This window comes from Leisingera sp. (assembly GCF_034669605.1).
GTDB lineage: Bacteria > Pseudomonadota > Alphaproteobacteria > Rhodobacterales > Rhodobacteraceae > Leisingera.
Genome location: NZ_JAXMOX010000099.1, coordinates 1 through 15977, shown reverse-complemented (window position 1 = coordinate 15977; position 15977 = coordinate 1). Strand labels below are relative to the sequence as shown.

Below are 15977 nucleotides of genomic sequence, written 5' to 3'. Positions count from 1 at the left end.
CGCGTATCTGGGCTGGCCTGCCGCTCGCTTCCGGCAAATCCGCTTATCATGGGTATGCCGGAAACCGTGCGACCATCACGCGGGTTTTCTATGGCGAGCAGATGGAAAGGATCTTTGGCTCTGGGAAAGCACGGGTGGCCGCAGCTTCCCCGGCATCCAAGGCGGAGGCGCCATCCACCGGCTGGACGAGGCTGGGAAAGTGACTGGCCGCTTTGTCAGACCGCCAATGGCATCGGCTCACAGTACACAGGCTGCCGGGTTTAAAAAATCTACTTTAAGGAGTGTTAGGCAGCGAGGATTGAAAGAGCCTGACCGGCCGAACAAGGCAACATCAGAGCTTCTGCATGATGCCGTCAAATACGGCGTTCTGACAGCTGACTATGCGCTGAAGGCCGCAGCTCTGATTTGTGTGTCTGGCACTCTCTCGCGAGGGGCTTTCAGCGTTCTGAAGTCCGCGAGCAATATCTTGCACATCCTGCTTCCACTGGTTGGATTTGTGTGCAGCCTCGCACTACTGTTTGCCGCCATCCAACTCATGGGTGCATGCGCTCTGTCCTTCGACAAGGAAGGGAGAGTGCGGGAACTCCCGCCGCTGGCAAAGACTGCTGCAGTCGGTTTCATTGCGGCGCTTGGAGGCGGGCTGTGCTCTCTCGTGTGGATGATCTGGATGGCAGGCTTATGATCCGTTCAGCCTCACTTCCACACCGGGAGTTCGTCCAGCTTCCGGTAAAACTCTCCGGACCTGATGCCGAGCAAGAAGAGAAAATAAACGGCAGCAAAAAGCCCTGACCAGACGCCGAAGATCGAGGCCCAGGAAACGGTCAGAATAAAGAGTGTGCCGTGTACCGTCAGCTGCCCCTCCAACCCTTCGAATGCCCCGGTCAGAAGCCGGGGCGACTCTGACTGTAACACGTTTCCGGTTAAAATTGTGGATCAGCCTCGTTGCCTCAGCACTGGCAGCTGACCTTCCTATCTAACCTGCAGCGCTCTCCAAAGTATGACAGGCGGACTGAGCTGTGCCGACTTCAAAGGTTGTGATCAAACCGCTCAATTGACCGGGCTCGAAATGCAAAAAACCAAGGTGATTTTTTCATCACCTTGGCCTCTGTGTGTTTTCTGGTAGGGGCAGAAAATCTTGAGCCCGGTCAGCTCGTCATTTGATTTCCAGGTCTGCAGGGTCAGCTCCGGCTTGCAGCACCTCGTTGACCCATTTGGGTTTGCGGCCCCGGCCTGTCCAGGTTTGCTCTGGGTTCCCAGGGTTCCTGTATTTTGGGACCGCCTTCCCTTTCGGTCTCTTCACTGCTGACGGAAAAACTTCCTCCAGTGAAAATCCGTATTCACCTACAGCCTTTTCTGCCGCCAGATACGCTGCCCTCAAATCTTCTTTTTGCCGCGCTTCAAGCACGTTTTCCAGATCAGTCTGCAACTGCTTCAATTCGGCAGATGACATTGCGTTCAAATCCATTGCCATTCCTATAACTTTGCCTCTGGTGAGCACCGAATAGTTCAGCGACAATCAAAAAGCCAGAATATCCTTTCGCGCATAAAAACTAGTTGCACCAACTTTGTCTCCGCCCTCCCCTATATGGGCGTGCTAATCCCTCGGAAATCAGAATATTGCCAAGGTCATGCCCATGCAAAAAAATACGGGCAAGCCCCCTCCCATATTTATCCCGGCCTGGAAGCACAATGAAATCGACCGTTCCAGCTTCATGCACCAACTGGCGAGCACGGCGTGTCGCTTCATCGCCAAGGGCTTTTTCATACCGGCACCGCGGCTTGTATGTTTCCGGGGTGTCATAACCCACAAGCCGGAACCGATCATTTCCAATGTCGGCCGTGTCACCGTCGATCAGATATATGTCCCGGCTGCTTAACGGTGCCGCCTGGGCCACGGCGGCCGAGACAAGAAGGAGTATTGCAGCAAGGAACCTCATGCCGGGGCCTCGAAAAACCAAGCATACCCGATGTAAGGTACGGCGCCTCTGGCCTGGTCGAGGACGACCCAAAAATCTTGAAACATTCTGAAACCTATATGCCTATGTGTTGTCCCCGGTTAGCGGGCTTTTGAAATCACCCCGTCTGTCCGGATCGCCGCGAAGTCTGAGGCTGTTCGCCTGGACATTTCCACCCCGTCTCCTGACATGATCGCTTCGACGTGATCTGTCACTTTGATCACGGAACCGTCGGCCTCGATGGCTGTTAGATCTCCATCCCGCGTGTGCGAAACAGACCCATCGGCCTTGATGCGGATCCACGCTCCGTTGACCTGGACAGCAACCTCGTAATCGTCGGCTTTGATACCCTGCCATCCTTGCGACGTATCCCGCCGCAAAACGATCTGGTCAGGGCGCAGCTTGATTTGCACATCGCCGCTTTCTGCCTGATCCGATGCCTTGACGACAACAAAAGCCTCCTGCTCAGCCGGATCCCGGTGAATTGACGCATTCCCGTTCTTTGGCGGCCACAGCTTTGCCGCTACCCGCTTGTTGCCAGACTGGTCCTTATGAAAACCGATATACATCTGGGCTGAGCGCCAAGTCCGGTGCAGTCCTGCAGACAACACGTTCATGACTGCCAATCCTCATATTGCAGGACCGGGACTCTGCGAAACTCTTTGACGTTGTGGGTGATCAGCACCAAAGACCGGGAAACAGCCTGCCCGGCAATCAGCACATCATAGGGGCCAATCGGGTTGCCCTGCCGTTTCAGCTCTGCCCGGATCTCGCCTGCTGCCCTGCCGTCGCTTTCTGAGAAATCCAAAACTTCGAACCGCAGCGCCTCAATGCGTGCAAGGTTGGCCTCAACCTTCTGGCTCTTGTAAGCGCCGAAATACAGCTCGTGCATCACAACAGACGGGACGCCAAAGTCCCTGGGTGCGAATTCGGAAAGCCGCTCGATGACATTGCTGTTTCCAGCGATGATGGCGATGACAGCATTGGTGTCGAGCAGGAACTTCATTCGAAAACGTCCAGTCCTGGCCGGTCTTGCTGCGGCACTTCTTCAGTTGCTGCATCCACAGCATCTTGATCCAAAGGCCCGAGTTCGTGCAGCTCCTTCAGCCACCCCCAACCCTCTTCAATTGGCTCCAGGATGACCTTGCCCCCTTCAGCCCGAATACGGACTTCATCAGTGCTGAAGCGAAATTCCTTAGGAAGCCGCACCGCCTGGGAACGACCTGTCATGAAAACCTTTGCTCTCGATGGTTCAGTGGTATTTGGCATTGCGCGGCCCCCTTGGTACATATCAATAATATATACCAGCGGCGTGAAAACTCAAGAGCTAGCACTCCAAATTGAGTGAGAATACCGTTATTTTTCAGCAAACTGGCCGCCTGGAAACTAAAGGAATTTCGCTCCCCTAATCAGTGGCTTGGGTACGTCGGCTAATACCCCCTGCTAGTGCCGCCAGTTGTCCCGTCCATACCGCCTCCCATTGACAGTTAAGCGGTCGCGGCCATCTATCGGCACATCCTCATGCACAAGGCTGCCATCTTCCTCGATCCGATAGATACTGGCAGTCGTGTCATCGAACCCGAAGCCATAAATAACAAACTGCCAGGGCCCCCTGCCCTGCTCACGTTCCTGGTAGTATCCTCCGAAGTTTCGGCATTCATATCCCCCGGCCCACCATTGCGCGCCGGGTTTTGCTTTTTCCGTCTCGGCCAATGGAATGAGATCAAGCTGGCTCATGACTGCCCCCCTAAAATTCAAATGTCACATCACCGTTGGGAAGGATCTTCCCGATTGCGTAAGTGAGGCGGCTCCTTTCCTCCTCCGCCTCGTCCTGCAACTGCTGCCATTGCTGATATAGGTGCGTTTGACAGTCAGCCTTGCGACTGACAGGCCGGTCCATGCTGTCGAAAATCTGGTATTTCGACTGCGGCACCTCGGCCAGCAGCGCGCGATTGGATGCACAAGACTCCGGAGACCAGACGCGACCGTTATAGCTGATGTGCGCGATGTGTTGCCCACTGTCGGTGAACACATCGGCGCTTCCGAATTGCGAATGTCCGAGGCCCGCTTTGTCCCGTGCCTCGATGTAGGCTCGCTGGCAGTCGTCCAAGTTTTCCTTCCCGCGTATCCACCTGATGCCGGGCACGGCGACTTCGCGCCCGGCATGAATCTCGAACCGCACCGTAAGGGCGCTTTCATTCTTGCCCTGCAAGCTCATGCCGACAGCTCCCCCGTTTTGATAAAACGCATAGGGTCGCTTTCAACGGCCTGACACTGCCCTTCGGTATGGCCTTTGGTAATTGCCTTGGCCCGCATCCCTGCCAGATTGACCGGCAGAATCGCCGCGCCCTGAGAGAGCGCGACTGCGTAGGTGTAGAGGTATGTTTCCCAATGGCGCTTCATGCCGGCACCTCAGCGCTGAACACTACGGTTTCGCCTTCGACCTTGTAAGGAACAGCCTTGGACAGCAGTTGCTCGATGGCGGCGGTCGGGACGTCGGCAAAGGTCGCACTGACGGTCTGAAGCATCCGCTGCCGATCTTCCTCAAAGGAATAGGCGTTGATGGCCCACGCGATAACGCCGGGGGTGTGAACTGCAGGGGAAGAACCGAGGCGGTATGTTGTCATTTGAATGCTCCCTATCTGTGGTGCAAGAAAATCAAGGCTGGATGCAGGACAGCCGCCGAAGGCGCCTGCCCCTGCATCCCTGCCTCGTGGCGAACAGCGGTTGGGGGCGAGACAAGCGCGCGAACCGCAGGCCGGAGGAAAATTTGTCCCGCGAGGAATGGGCCAAAGGCCCAGGGGAAATTTTCCTTCGGGCGAGGAACTTGCGCGCTTGTCCGAGGGGGAAGGCAGCGTCTTCCCCCTAACCAGGGGGCGTTCGGCTTGCCCGAATCCCCCCTGCCCTATCTCAAGGATGTCTGGGCTGGGGTGAGCGGGCGCAGCCCGTCGATCCCCTGCCCTGGCACCTGCCCCAATGCGATCTGCGCATGGCGCGGATCTCTTCTATATTTTTCCGGTATGGAGCACGACAAAAGGGCGGCCGCAGCCGCCCTCGCCAGGGATCATTCGGTAACATCATCCTTGTTCGGGAAGGCAACCATTTCGACGCCTGGGAACATGTTGTGCTTGACGTTGATCGAGGTGATGTTGCCCTGATCGTCAGTCCGGACGAACAGAACACCGCAACGGTCCCAGTAGCTCTTGCCATTCTTTTCGCCGGTTTTGACGCTCAGTTTCAGGGTTTGAGTAGCCATTTTGTTATCCTCGCTTTGGGTGTTTCGATGAACATGGTGGAAGCGGGCTCTAAGGGGGTGTCAGCTGAAAATTTGCTGCGCGAGGAATGCGCCCAGGCGCAGGGGAAATGGGATGGTTGCCGTCCTCCCCAGACGGCGTCGCGATGTGCCAAGATCGTGTTTCACGGTCACGATAAACAAGAGAGGACGGCAATTATGAAGGATACGATGATCGGAGTTGATCTGGCAAAGAACGTTTTCCAGCTTCACGGGGCAACGATGTCGGGGCACTTGAAATTTCGCAAGAGGCTGAGCCGGCCTCAGTTTCAGAGGTTCATGGCGGATCAGGATCCGGCAGTTGTCGTTATGGAAGCCTGCGGCAGTGCCAGCTATTGGGCCAGGGAACTGACGCGGCTTGGCCATGAGGTGAAGCTGATCGCACCTCAATATGTCACCCCCTTTGTAAAGCGTCATAAAAATGATGCGAATGACGCCGAAGCAATTGTAATTGCGGCTCAGCGGCCTGAGATGCGATTTGTCGAGCCGAAAACTGAAGCACAGCAGGCGCGTGCCATGCTCTTCCGCGCCCGTGAACGTTTGGTCCACCAGCGTACAGAGCTCATAAATGCTTTGCGTGCGATGCTTTACGAATTTGGGCATATTGTCCCGCAGGGCAGATCCCAGCTCAAGCGGGTCGAGGATATTCTCAACGCGGAGAACAGCGACCTGCCCGATCTTCTCCGCGAAGAATGCCGTGATCTCCTGGCGCAAATCGCGGAAAAGACAGCCCGCATCGACGCCAGGACAAAGACGGCAAAGGAATTGGCGAAGTGTGCGGGCACGTCCCGGCGGCTTCAAACGATGCCAGGTGTTGGGCCGCTGACCGCGCTGGCCATAGAAGCCTTTGCGCCGGACGTCGCCAGTTTCCGCAACGGTCGGGACTTTGCCGCTTGGCTGGGGCTAGTCCCGCGCCAGCGCTCATCAGGGGGCAAGGAACGTCATGGCCGGGTTTCGAAGGCCGGACAGCCCGATATTCGTCGTCTCCTGATTATCGGAGCGATGTCCCGGCTGAACTGGATTGGGCGGCGCTCGATCCGCGAGGGCTCCTGGCTGGCCAGAATGGTGGCAAGGAAGCCAAAGATGCTGGTGGCGATCGCTTTAGCGAACAAAATGGCTCGTGGGATTTGGGCGATGCTTTCCAGAAACGAGGACTACAGAGATCCGGCGTTGGAGATGGCATGAAAAACATGCTGTTCAACAATGCTGGCTGCCAGGGGGTGTAAGAAGCCGATGACCTGAATGGGCAAAATGATCGAACAGATCTGGGTCAGGAAAACCAGGTGAAAATTCAGAGCGACTTCAAGCTCGATGGGGAAATTTGGACCTGACCTGCGGATCACCATATTGGCCCGCGGATCCTGAAAGCGCCGCACACAGAGGCCTTACAGAAGTTCGCGCTCGATCACGTGCCTAAGCAGGTAAAAGCATCTTGCACTATGGACGGCAACCACAGAAATTTTCAGTTGAAGCGCAGCGGCATACCCGACTGCCCGCTTAGTGTTCATCTTTGAGAAACACAGCTTCGCGAGGATCCTCATGGCTGCAGCCTGGAACAACGTCTCAATTCGCGGTTGGCAAGAGCTACTGGGGTCGCCGCGTGCCTGGCACATGGCAGTTGTTGATCAGGGCAATGTCACATCGAGCCTGCCGCGCAGCTCCATGTCAAACACAAGTCAGTTGCCTTCCCGGACTAGGATATTGATCAAGGTAACGCGTCCCACAGGCCGCGTAGCCCCTACCCTACCTCGCGGAAGACCGGACAGGATCGCTGGCTGACTGCAAAAGTGATCGCCACCCGAAGGGCCGATCCAGGCGTGCAGAAACGACCATGGAGCAAAGCGTGGCAGCTGGCCCCGATGGGGACAGATGGCGCGCTATTGCACCAGGGAGTGCGGCTCGTCTGGTTCGGTGGAGCGGCGCTTGCGCCGCGTAATAGAGCACGGTCCCAAGCACAAGCTTGGGATTTGTTTGCATTATCAAGCTGATACAGGTCGAACAAACAGAACATGTTATTTTTGTTTAACCAAAACAACCAAGTCAACACAAACAACCCGTTGCACACAAAGCACCAAATCAACATATTCAACAAATATCACTGGAAAAACAAGAGCAACCTATTTAGCAAGGTAAACATGAGCATGGGTAACAACCGAAACAACTGGTAAAACTGGAACAACCAGAAAAATCGGTTTAACCGAAACAACAGGTTTTACAGGCAAAATGAAAATAACCGTTTACAACATGAAGGGTTCGGCCGGGAAAACTCCGATCTCGACAAATATTGCCTTGGATAAAGAGTATGCCTTGGCAACAAACGAACCTTACAATCTGCTGGACACGATCCTCCCGGAAGAGCGCCTTCTGTCACTCCAACCGGAGGAAGAGTTCCCTGCCTTCCCGGATGAAATCGACGTAGTGTTTGACCTTGCTGGATTGATGTCCAGGGACGCACGCCCAAGCATCGTGTCTGCTGTTTCTCAGTCGGACGTCGTGTTGGTTCCGATATTCAATGAACTGAAGAGTTTGCACGCTGGTGTTCACACCATCAAGGAACTGCTTCCCTACAATCGCAACCTGGTCGTTGTAGCCACGAAACTTGAAAAGCGCAAAGGCGAGGTGTTCAAAGATTGGTCGGAAAGCGAGGACGCGAAGAACATCAAGGCTGTAGTCGAGTACGGCGTTGGAAGTGGTTTCCCGGTCCTGCCGCTCAAGTTCTCAAGGGTGTTTGACACTATTTTTGAACAAGAGCGCTCCATCAGGCAGATCATGGAGGCAGATCCTCTGGCCCGGTATACCTATCGCGACGTTGCTGCCCAATTCGACAACATTTTCAACTACATCGAGCAGAACTATGCCCAGCAAAAACGACCTCAGCCTGTTTAAGCCAGGCGCGACATCGGTGCCTGAGCAACCGGTGGAACCGAAAAAACCGAATAAACCTGTTAAACAGGTTAAACCGGCGGAGTCGAAAAGCATTCTTTCTCCAAGGAAACCCGGCAGGAAACCCAAGCCAGCCGCTGAAAAGGAGACGGAGATTGTTGCGCTCAAACTGACCCCATCAGAGTTGGCAGTGCTGGAAGAAAAGGCCGGGCTTGCTCCCAAATCAACTTACTTGAAGCACATTCTTCGAACCAAGACAGATGTCTTTGAGTAACTGAGAACAGATTTCACCGAAACAACCGGTGAAATCTGTTTAACAGAAAAGGAACGCCTGCAGGCGCCGCACCTTACAACACGGATCCAGAACCTTTGCGCCATGTTAGCCCAGCTGCTACCACGGTCTACAGCTCACAGCGCGGAAAAGTTTTTCCGTATGCCGCTGAAATTAAACGTTTTTCGTTTTCGTGAGACGATACCATCTTAGGGGGACTGAAACCTCTACCGGAGTCTCAAATGACCAAAACACCTCCACCGCTTCTGTCGAATTACAAGACCATTCTCGGCTGCATCTTTGCAGGCATCAGCCTAGTCGAATGGGCGCGGACCTATCTGGCAAAGGCGAAGTTGAACTACGCATCAGCCTCAACCTGGATTGAATGCCTGCCAACCCTCTACTTTCTTTTGGTGATGGGTAGCTTTGTGGCGCTGTCTGCGATGTTTCTGAAGGCGGCAGCCATCAACATTGACCCTGGTAGCTCGATTTCTAATCCAGAGCACCGGCACTATACAGCGGCACGTTCGGCGTTGAATGTCTTTCTGGCATTGCTGGTTCTCTGCCCCTTGGTCTATCCGATCAACTTGTAACACCGGCGTCAGTCGCTCCCGCCGCGCAGCGGCTCCGGCGCGGATAGCGCCGGTCCAGGACGGCAGGGCCATTTGGTCCTGCAATCCTGGGACACCAAAGGGCAGGGCAGGGGGCCGAAAAAAAGCCCTACCGAAGTAGGGCCAGTTGGTTCCTCACCACAAGGAAAACAGGTTAGCCAGAATCGTGAACCGCGCGCCAGTTTGCGCCCTGGGGAATATCGTCCACCGCTCGCCTGAGAATTGCAGCACGGTTCTGCAAAGCCATGATGATCGGCGTTGTGGGGTGTTCGCCACGCTTACCTCGCTGCGGTCGTTGCAAGCCGGTTGGACCTCTCTTGTATAGCCACAGCGCGTCTTCGACGGCTTCAAGATTGTTCTCGATCTCGATCATCGCCAGCGGCAAGCACATGCCATGTGTTTCCAGATCACGGTGCCGTTTTCTGGACAGCCGTCTCCGGTCCAACTGCCAAGCGCATCTGCACCATTCTGCGACATCACCCCACCAAAGGGCGGTGCCGGGTGTTCGATAGATGAACCGTGTCATTGTTGGCCTCGGGGAACGATTAGTTCCTCTTGTTGTGGCCGGATGCCGACGCGCCCGCGCGGATCGACGGCCCAGCCGTCTCCGACGCGCTCAATACTGGCATCCGGCCCGTGCTGGTCAATGAACACTGTGTCAGCCTGCATCTTGCGGCTGGCATGGAAATCGCTGGCCATGTGGCCGCTTGGGCGGCGGCACCAGTTGCCCGGTGCTCGGCCACAATCGGGGCATCGCACTGCAAGAACCGGGTGTCGGTGGGCAGTGAAATCAGGCATGGGTTTCCTCCAATTCTCCAAGGCGCAAGAACAACTCGGACGCCCGCACACGGTCCCGCATGGCTTCGGCCCTGTCTTTGTTCTTGGATGCCGCAGCTTGCAGATGATGATAGGCGGCATGGCGTTCGGCCAGCGGGTGCCCGTCCGGGTCTGAGGCAATGTCGCGCGCCTTCAGGATCGTCACGAACAGGTCAGATGATGCAAACAGATTGGCAATCCGTGCGCCTGACGCATTCGTGCGTGACAGCGGGAAAGGCGGGCGTTTCAGGTCGATCCGGCCAAGGCTGAAGCTGTGCAGAACGCTCAACAGATAGGACGGGTCAGCAGGGTAGGGCGCGCAATCCCACGCCCGCCGCACGGCGCGGCGCTCGTCGTTTGGCAGTGCGTCGATCAGGCGGCGGGCTTCCCGCCACTTCTTGGCACGGCCACTGCGATCCCGCACCTCTTGCGCCTCCCACTGTTCAGCCCGCTCCTTCATTACCTGGTCTTCGCTTGGCTGTTCTTCGGCAATCTGGTCGGCAAACAGCGGCAGGGTCTCACGCTCTTGGCGCTGCTTGCGGCGCAGTGCGGCCCGTTTGCGTGCTGTGTCGGTGAAGGCGTGGCGCGGCCAAGATTTGAATCGCATGTCTCTATCTCCATCGGTGGGGCAGGGCGCTTGCGCACCCTGCCTGCCGCATCACTTCATGCCTTCGGGAAGCCACTTGCCGATTTTGGCCGCCTGCTTCTTGGTCACACCCTGCACCTTCCGGGCTTCGGGGTCGGAAAACAGCTTTTCCAGTTCCTCCGCCTTGTCGCCTTTTCTCAAATTGGCAAAGGCTTTGGCTTTCGCGTCGTCGGCTTTCAGGTCCAGCAGTTCGCACCACAGGTCATTGAGGTATGGGCCGCCGACGCGCTTGAAAAAGTTCTCAGCTGTCGGCGTCCAAACTGCACGGATGTCTGTTTTGACCTCGCGGTCAATCAGATCGTTCATGTCCTTTTTGCTGCCTTGCAGCAGCGCGGCCAGATGCCGGATCAGCTCGCCTTCGATGAACTCCTTGCCCTTTTTGCGGAACTCGCGGAAATCGCTGGCAGTCCCGTTGTTCCAGCCGTCTCCGACAAACTCAGACGGAGTTGTCAGCCGCTCATCCAGTTCATAGCCCTCCGCTTCGGTGGTAGGGAAATTCGGCACCTCGTTCTGGCTCAAGCCAATCGCCTTCGTCCACCGGGCAGCGCTGGACAGTTGGAAGGCCAGCAGAGACAGGATCAATTCAGGGTGGCTAAGGGCAGCATGTTGACGTGCGCCGCAAGCAACACGGGACAGATCGTCGGCCAGTTTGGCAGAAATGGGCGATTTCTGGGTTTCGGCTTTTCCGCTGGTGGGTGCTTCCAGAACACCTGCCTCAACCGCTGCGGCCTTGTCGCTCGGCTGGACAAGTCCTTTTGTAATCTCGACAGCACCACCTTGCCGCACAACTGCGATCAAACCGGCATGGGCTTTCTGATCGTCGGTGAAACCGCCATCAAGGATTGCCTCAAGCGCTTCCAGCTCCGCAGCGCCTTCGTCGCCAAGTTCTTCGTGAGGTTCTTGGTCCGTTTCTTGCAGTTGATCCCAGCGCGCAGCCTGTTCTTCGGTGAACTCACCCGGCACCGGCGATAGTTTGGCAATCTTCTGTTGCTCCAAATCATAGCTGCTCACATAGCTGTCGGTGCTGATTTCTGCCCATTTCCAGCCTTCCGCAGCGCGGATTGCCTCCGCCTCAGCTTCCAGCTTCGAACGGAATAGTTCGTCCAGCAGGGCGGGATCATCAATAAACGTCTCATCCGCGAACAGGTCGCCGCCAATTTGTCCGCCTGCTTCCTTGTAGGCATCGAGGCCGACAAACACCGCCCGGCGATCGGTGGCCTTCACGACGTCGGGTTTCAGGGCCTGTTTCACCTGATATTCTGACATCCAGCTATTGCCGCGCACCCGTTCCAGAACTTCGACGCTATGGGTTTCGTCGTCGCTGATGGTGAAACAGGCAGCGATGCCAAGGCTGATTTCACCAGCCGCCAGCGCATCCAGAACAGGTTCAGGCAGACGAGCCAGCGCAAGGCGGCGATAGACGTGTTTTTCCGTCACCGCAAAGGCGCGGGCGATGGTGGAAACCTGTGCTCCGCCGGTCTCCATTTTACCATAGGCGCGGATTTCATCGACGGGTTCGAGCGCCTTGCGGGCAATGTTTTCGGTGTGCGCCCATGCCTGGGCTGTGGCCCGGTCGGGTGCGAGGTTCACCAGCGGGTTCGCCAGATCGGGACGGGTTTCGGCCAGATCGGGATGCCGTTCGGCCAGATATTTCAGGGCGCGCAGGCGACGGCCACCTGCGACGATTTCCGCGCCTCCCTTGCCATCATCGAGGCCGGAAAGGTTCTGAATAAGACCGGCGGTCCAGATACTTTCCGCCAGTTCGGCCACCTCGGCCTCTGGGATATGCTGGCGCGGGTTCATGGGTGACAAGATCAACGATGCCAGCGGAAAACGGGCTTCTGCGGCAATGATTTCGCTTTGCTTGGTCATTGGGACATTCCTTGTAACGTGGTGATTTTTTGTGTTATTGGTGCCCCAGCCCCTTCGGGCTGAGGCGTCGGGCCTAGATGGCCCCGTGCTGGATCAGGAAGCGGCGGCCGATGCCAAAATGATCGCCCTTCCTGAGAAGCGCCCAAGCCTCGGCAATGCGGCGCTTCATGGTTTCATTGCTCATTGATTTCACCTTCCTTTCCGTTGCGGTGAGTGTGTGGGAGAGGCGTTTGCCGCCCCTCCCGTTGGACCTGCTCGACAGGCCAGCCTCGGCGCATGGGGTAGGGAGGAACCCCGCGCCGAACTCAGTATTCGCTCGGGAAAAGGAGGGTCAGAACGCGGCGTGTGCCTTCATCGTCCAGCGGATCATCAGCGCCGGCGCTGTAATCGGCGTCGTAAAGGTCGATTTTCCACCAGACGGTTTTGCCGCACACCTGAACGGAGGCCATAGAATGATCCCCGTGCGGATCGTTGTCCTCGGTGAAATCCGCGAAGCCAGCGACCTGAAGCTGCGCCATGGTCACGAACTCGGGGCCTTCGGCTGCAACGCCTTGGGTGCAAACAACGCGCCCCAGATAGACCGGATGCCCGCCGTTGATTATTGCCGCGCGGAAAGCATCATTCGCTTGTGCGATTTCCGCTGCTTGCAGGGTGAGGTTGATAACACTCCGCGCACCGCAGGCAGAACATGCTTCCGGTGTCAGGCATTCCAGCGTTTCCGCTGCGCCGCAGGTGTTACATTGAAATAAAGCCATTCGTGGCCTCCTTAGTGGTGAGACGGTGGGGCTTGATGCCCTCTTTCCGCCGATGGGCGCGGCCTCTCTGCACTGACTGCTGAAAGACCCCGTGTCTTTCGGCTGGCAGAGCAGGGAGGGCGAAGCCCTGCCTGCGGCCTGGGACGGGACTGTCACGGGGTTGGAGGGAGGCTGGCGCGGCCCGCAGGCGCAGCCGAGGACACGGGCCTCCCGGAAACGGCGCGCGCAGCGCGGCGCTTGCCCCTTGACCGGCCCGGCACAGGATGCGGGCGGACCCAACAAATGAAAGATGCCGGGGCAGGGAGGAGCGGGCGCAGCCCGTTGATGCCCTGCCACGACCCCTGAAACATGCAATCCGCGCGAGGCGCGCGGATTTCTTCTGTCTATTGCAAAAGGCGTAGTGGCAAGCGTCACAAAGTCTTGCCTCTGGAGCGAAAAAATATCGTTTAAAAACAGCAGAGGGAGATCTCGGCTCGGAACCGAAGTTGCCTTTTCTGTCAGAAAGGTTTGCCTCAATCCCGCAAAAGGGATCGTAGCCCTTTAGGGCGGAGACAGCCTGTTTCGGACGACCATGCAGCCGTGGCGCAAACTGGCTCGGAGAGACTGCTTGCGCCGCACCTGGGCTGCAGGGAGAACGGGACAGGATGGCTCCGGCCTGGTGCCGCCTGCCGGCGCCAGGCTAGAGCCCGGTCGCGAGCTGAAGGCTCGGGATTTGCCCGTTTTTGGACCGGTCGTTCGCTAGGGCCGCGGCGGACGGCAGTGAGCCCACTGCCGCCCTTGCCCAAGCCAGCTACTTTGCTGCCACAGCATGGTAGTCACAGCCCGAAGCGGCCGTAGACAAGGGGTGCCGCACCAAAGATGCTGCCGGTGCGAAAATCCATGGTGAGCTTCCCAGAAGCGGACCCTCGGCAGAGCCAAGCTGCCTCATGTGATGCTGCGGGTTGCACCGGGGGCGGCGGAGCGCAGGAAGCGCTCTTTGCAAACTCGGCCGTTTGAGGCAACCAGCCGAGATTTTATGCTGCGGCGCGGCCCGCCGTTCCTGCCGTTCGCTGCGGCTGCGAGGTGTTGGACCTGGTGAGCTCACACAGTGCGGGACGGAACTGCCGTTAGCTACAGCGCAGCATTTTGTGCTGCGTTTCCATTAAGAACGGATGGAAGGACGGCAAGCGGACATTCGCTAAAATTGCACTTGCCGTTGGCTGGCGAAGTAAAACGGACATCTACATGCGACGCGCCTCGCTTTCTAAATCAGGCACCAACCATTTAATTCTATGGGATAAGTCTGGAGAAAAAAACGTGGCTCGGTCACAATGGCGGCGAAAAAGATGTCTTTGGGACAATTTTAGCTGAATTCGGTAGGCATCAAGATGCCAGTTTCTTTGAAGCCATAGCGAGCAGCGCCACTCAAGGAGATTTAACAGAATTAGCCGCAAAATCCATGTTTGGTTGGAGCACAAACTGCCATAGTGGCAGTGAGCTACCCTTATACTTCTCTGGTATCTGAAGGTGAAAAAAGCTCGGATCGTGTCCTACATCCATCGACACGACACCGTTTTCCTCAACCGTCATTTCTTGAAAAGCGCTACTGACCATAGAGCTCATAGTTCCCACAGAGCGAAACGGTTGGTCGCTCGGTTCACCTTCCTCTATAGGTTCAAACGAAAATTGAAACGACGCCAGCTTACCATCAACAACCTCGGCGGGTACTCTATCCGAGCCCCAGCTACCGTACCGCATCAGATAGAAAGCAATCCGCTTCTCAATATCGTTGTCAATCAGTTTGCCGCCACAAGTCATCCTGATTTTCCTGATCGTAAAGAGCGCATTACCATCAGTATCGACTTTGGACCGTTCATCCTCGATGTCACCTTCGAAAGTCATGGTCAGTGGCGGTAGTGTGCAAATCATCCGATCTCCCAACATCGCCATTTCATTGCGGGCCATCGCATGAATAAAATCGATCTGAACTGTCCTACCTGCATCGATAAAGGAACTCGGTGAAAGAAGAGTCCATTGGTTAATCCCAGAAAAATAGATGGCAAATTTCAACGGAACTTTGTTCATGTCAGCATAATGCTGAAGCTTTGCCAAATACTGCTTGTGCATGGTGTAGAACTGATTGAATGAGCGCATTCGAAAGTTCTTCACTTCGACCAACATGATTTCGCCGGCCTTGGTAACGATTCTGTAGTCTGGAATTGCGACAGCATCAGAACTTACAAACGAGGCTCCGCTGTCTTCTTGCTTGATCAAATCGCAACTACCTAGCCCGCCCGCCACATGCGCAAACATAGCCTCGGTTCGCTTGCCATGTATCATCGTCGGTCTCTCAAGCGCGCCCTTAAGCGACTTCGCTACACGCTCAACGAAGTCTTCTACATCACCATCAACACCGATCTTGTACCCTTGAGCCGACGATACTTTGGCATACAACTCCAAGGTATCAAACTTCTCAGGATCGCTCTTCATTCGTTTCAATATTTCGCTCCTCTACGCCATCGTAAAAGTAAGTCTGGCGCCGATAAAGGTTATTCTAAATGAATATCTAGGCAGTCCGGCGGTAGTGGCGCGAGTGTAAACTTAGTAGTTCTACGTCGCAGCACGCCGCATTCGTTGCTGAAGGCAGCTTTAGGCCGGGGTCAACCTTAGTGCCTTTCTGCGTTTGCAAAATTCTGCAGCTGCAAGCATGGTAGGTTTGGGCTCGTCTGCGCATCTCAGCAAGGCCTTGGTTTGAAAAGCACTCCAGCCGCAGCTAGCGAGAATGCGAGTGCAAGAAGATAGGGCGAGAAAAAGACAAGTTGAACTTCGTTCCTGTTCCCGGACACCGGGGTAAAGTACCCCTGTCCAAGAAAGGAACATGGAATGGGACACTCGAG

21 protein-coding genes and 1 pseudogene are annotated in these 15977 nt (G+C 56.2%); 6 read left to right on the top strand and 16 right to left on the bottom strand.

What is annotated here, in order from left to right; all coding sequences use genetic code 11:
* Both VOI29_RS13535 and VOI29_RS13530 read left to right on the top strand, forming a co-directional pair.
* Positions 1 to 203, top strand: a pseudogene (locus VOI29_RS13535) (hypothetical protein); the annotation flags it as partial.
* Between the two features lie 95 nt (positions 204 to 298).
* Positions 299 to 682, top strand: a complete 384-nt coding sequence (locus VOI29_RS13530) for a hypothetical protein (protein ID WP_323779533.1) — start codon at positions 299 to 301, stop codon at positions 680 to 682.
* A gap of 471 nt (positions 683 to 1153) precedes the next feature.
* Here the strand turns inward: VOI29_RS13530 and VOI29_RS13525 are convergent, their stop codons facing one another.
* The 10 genes from VOI29_RS13525 to VOI29_RS13480 form a co-directional block, all read right to left on the bottom strand.
* On the bottom strand, positions 1154 to 1465 hold the full coding sequence (locus VOI29_RS13525; RefSeq protein ID WP_323779531.1) for an H-NS histone family protein: 312 nt from the start codon (positions 1463 to 1465) through the stop codon (positions 1154 to 1156).
* Between the two features lie 85 nt (positions 1466 to 1550).
* Positions 1551 to 1937, bottom strand: a complete 387-nt coding sequence (locus tag VOI29_RS24640; RefSeq protein WP_141889280.1) for a thermonuclease family protein — start codon at positions 1935 to 1937, stop codon at positions 1551 to 1553.
* Positions 1938 to 2056: 119 nt separating this feature from the next.
* Positions 2057 to 2572, bottom strand: coding sequence for a hypothetical protein (locus tag VOI29_RS13515; protein ID WP_141889279.1), 516 nt, complete (start codon positions 2570 to 2572; stop codon positions 2057 to 2059).
* Positions 2569 to 2961, bottom strand: a complete 393-nt coding sequence (locus VOI29_RS13510) for a type II toxin-antitoxin system VapC family toxin (RefSeq protein ID WP_323779527.1) — start codon at positions 2959 to 2961, stop codon at positions 2569 to 2571. Before VOI29_RS13510 ends, VOI29_RS13515 begins: the two co-directional genes overlap by 4 nt.
* Complete coding sequence (locus tag VOI29_RS13505; RefSeq protein ID WP_065269550.1) at positions 2958 to 3224, bottom strand: antitoxin; 267 nt, start codon at positions 3222 to 3224, stop codon at positions 2958 to 2960. The genes VOI29_RS13510 and VOI29_RS13505 overlap by 4 nt, the downstream gene beginning before the upstream one ends.
* 174 nt (positions 3225 to 3398) lie before the next feature.
* The gene (locus VOI29_RS13500) at positions 3399 to 3692 is read right to left on the bottom strand and encodes a hypothetical protein (protein ID WP_323779524.1); all 294 of its coding nucleotides are present in this window, start codon (positions 3690 to 3692) and stop codon (positions 3399 to 3401) included.
* A 10-nt stretch (positions 3693 to 3702) separates the two neighbouring features.
* A complete protein-coding gene (locus VOI29_RS13495; protein ID WP_141889276.1) occupies positions 3703 to 4173 on the bottom strand; it encodes a hypothetical protein in 471 nt (156 codons plus the stop codon).
* Positions 4170 to 4358 (bottom strand): hypothetical protein, encoded by a 189-nt coding sequence (locus VOI29_RS13490; protein WP_323779522.1) that lies wholly within the window; start codon positions 4356 to 4358, stop codon positions 4170 to 4172. Before VOI29_RS13490 ends, VOI29_RS13495 begins: the two co-directional genes overlap by 4 nt.
* Positions 4355 to 4582 (bottom strand): hypothetical protein, encoded by a 228-nt coding sequence (locus VOI29_RS13485; RefSeq protein WP_141889274.1) that lies wholly within the window; start codon positions 4580 to 4582, stop codon positions 4355 to 4357. Before VOI29_RS13485 ends, VOI29_RS13490 begins: the two co-directional genes overlap by 4 nt.
* Before the next feature lie 437 nt (positions 4583 to 5019).
* Positions 5020 to 5211: a hypothetical protein gene (locus tag VOI29_RS13480; RefSeq protein WP_141889273.1), complete on the bottom strand. Its 192-nt coding sequence runs from the start codon at positions 5209 to 5211 to the stop codon at positions 5020 to 5022.
* A 195-nt stretch (positions 5212 to 5406) separates the two neighbouring features.
* On the opposite strand from VOI29_RS13480, the gene VOI29_RS13475 reads away from it, so the two are divergent.
* The 4 genes from VOI29_RS13475 (at position 5407) to VOI29_RS13460 (ending at position 8994) form a co-directional block, all read left to right on the top strand.
* Complete coding sequence (locus VOI29_RS13475) at positions 5407 to 6432, top strand: IS110 family transposase (protein WP_323779535.1); 1026 nt, start codon at positions 5407 to 5409, stop codon at positions 6430 to 6432.
* A 1038-nt stretch (positions 6433 to 7470) separates the two neighbouring features.
* Positions 7471 to 8133 (top strand): hypothetical protein, encoded by a 663-nt coding sequence (locus VOI29_RS13470; protein WP_141889272.1) that lies wholly within the window; start codon positions 7471 to 7473, stop codon positions 8131 to 8133.
* Entirely contained in the window at positions 8102 to 8404 is a 303-nt protein-coding gene (locus VOI29_RS13465) for a hypothetical protein (RefSeq protein WP_141889271.1), read from the top strand. The genes VOI29_RS13470 and VOI29_RS13465 overlap by 32 nt, the downstream gene beginning before the upstream one ends.
* A gap of 239 nt (positions 8405 to 8643) precedes the next feature.
* Complete coding sequence (locus tag VOI29_RS13460; RefSeq protein WP_141889270.1) at positions 8644 to 8994, top strand: hypothetical protein; 351 nt, start codon at positions 8644 to 8646, stop codon at positions 8992 to 8994.
* A gap of 172 nt (positions 8995 to 9166) precedes the next feature.
* Here VOI29_RS13460 and VOI29_RS13455 read toward each other — a convergent pair whose 3' ends face one another.
* The 6 genes from VOI29_RS13455 to VOI29_RS13430 form a co-directional block, all read right to left on the bottom strand.
* Positions 9167 to 9385 carry a hypothetical protein gene (locus VOI29_RS13455; RefSeq protein ID WP_323779519.1) on the bottom strand — a complete coding sequence of 73 codons (219 nt, stop codon included), beginning with the start codon at positions 9383 to 9385 and terminating at the stop codon, positions 9167 to 9169.
* 149 nt (positions 9386 to 9534) lie between these two features.
* Positions 9535 to 9711 carry a hypothetical protein gene (locus VOI29_RS13450; protein ID WP_244940702.1) on the bottom strand — a complete coding sequence of 59 codons (177 nt, stop codon included), beginning with the start codon at positions 9709 to 9711 and terminating at the stop codon, positions 9535 to 9537.
* Between the two features lie 91 nt (positions 9712 to 9802).
* Positions 9803 to 10435: a hypothetical protein gene (locus VOI29_RS13445; protein WP_208764483.1), complete on the bottom strand. Its 633-nt coding sequence runs from the start codon at positions 10433 to 10435 to the stop codon at positions 9803 to 9805.
* A gap of 51 nt (positions 10436 to 10486) precedes the next feature.
* On the bottom strand, positions 10487 to 12346 hold the full coding sequence (locus tag VOI29_RS13440; protein ID WP_323779517.1) for a ParB/RepB/Spo0J family partition protein: 1860 nt from the start codon (positions 12344 to 12346) through the stop codon (positions 10487 to 10489).
* Positions 12347 to 12651: 305 nt separating this feature from the next.
* Positions 12652 to 13101, bottom strand: coding sequence for a DUF3768 domain-containing protein (locus VOI29_RS13435; RefSeq protein WP_141889266.1), 450 nt, complete (start codon positions 13099 to 13101; stop codon positions 12652 to 12654).
* Positions 13102 to 14505: 1404 nt separating this feature from the next.
* Positions 14506 to 15579 (bottom strand): hypothetical protein, encoded by a 1074-nt coding sequence (locus tag VOI29_RS13430; RefSeq protein WP_323779514.1) that lies wholly within the window; start codon positions 15577 to 15579, stop codon positions 14506 to 14508.
* Positions 15580 to 15977 lie beyond the last annotated feature (398 nt).